This window comes from Serratia sp. 506_PEND, from assembly GCF_001076875.1.
GTDB classification, from domain to species: domain Bacteria; phylum Pseudomonadota; class Gammaproteobacteria; order Enterobacterales; family Enterobacteriaceae; genus Serratia; species Serratia marcescens.
The window spans coordinates 1-716 of sequence record NZ_JVEL01000053.1; the positions used below are offsets into that span (position 1 = coordinate 1).

1 protein-coding gene and 1 pseudogene are annotated in these 716 nt (G+C 55.2%); one reads left to right on the top strand and one right to left on the bottom strand.

The genetic code is table 11. The annotated features are described in order from the left end of the window. Positions 1-355 (bottom strand): pseudouridine synthase (locus ADK28_RS01715; protein WP_048794712.1); only part of this gene is annotated, 355 nt, incomplete at its 3' end. 131 nt (positions 356-486) lie between these two features. Between ADK28_RS01715 and ADK28_RS01720 the strand changes: the two are divergent. Beyond that, positions 487-716: pseudogene (locus ADK28_RS01720) on the top strand (isocitrate/isopropylmalate family dehydrogenase); the annotation flags it as partial.

Below are 716 nucleotides of genomic sequence, written 5' to 3' on the forward strand. Positions count from 1 at the left end.
CGCCGCTGCGCAGCGGCGCCAGATCGCTCTCCTGCGGCGCGCCCTCGACCTGCACATAATAGATTTTGCCGGTGCGCTTGCCCGGCTGGGTGAGCTGCGCCTGCAGCTGGCCGTCGTTGGTCAGCACCAGCAGCCCTTCGCTGTCGCGATCCAGGCGCCCGGCGGCGTAAACGTCGGGGAAGGGGATGTATTCTTTCAGCGTGGCGCGGCCGGCTTCGTCGGTGAACTGCGGCAGCACGTCGAAGGGCTTGTTGAATAACACAATGCGGCGCGGCCCCTTCGGCGCGGCGGGTTTGGCGGCATTCGGCTTGCTGAATCGTTTAACGTTGTGATTTCTAACAGAGAATTTTTTCATAACGGTTGAGATTACGGATGATAAGCGCATTATAACCGAATCCGTTTCGGATTGGCGCGGACCGAATATTCAAGTAGTATCTACACGCATCTTACAAAGCATTAACAAAATTGCGCTTGAAGGAGAGGTTGATGGAAAGCAAAGTAGTTGTTCCGGCAGAAGGTAAAAAAATCACGGTTGACGCCCAGGGTAAACTGGTTGTTCCTCATAACCCGATCATCCCGTTCATCGAAGGCGACGGCATCGGCGTTGACGTGACTCCTGCCATGATCCACGTGGTTGATGCGGCCGTTAAAAAGGCTTACCACGGCGAACGTAAAATCTCCTGGATGGAAATCTACACCGGCGAAAAATCTACCCA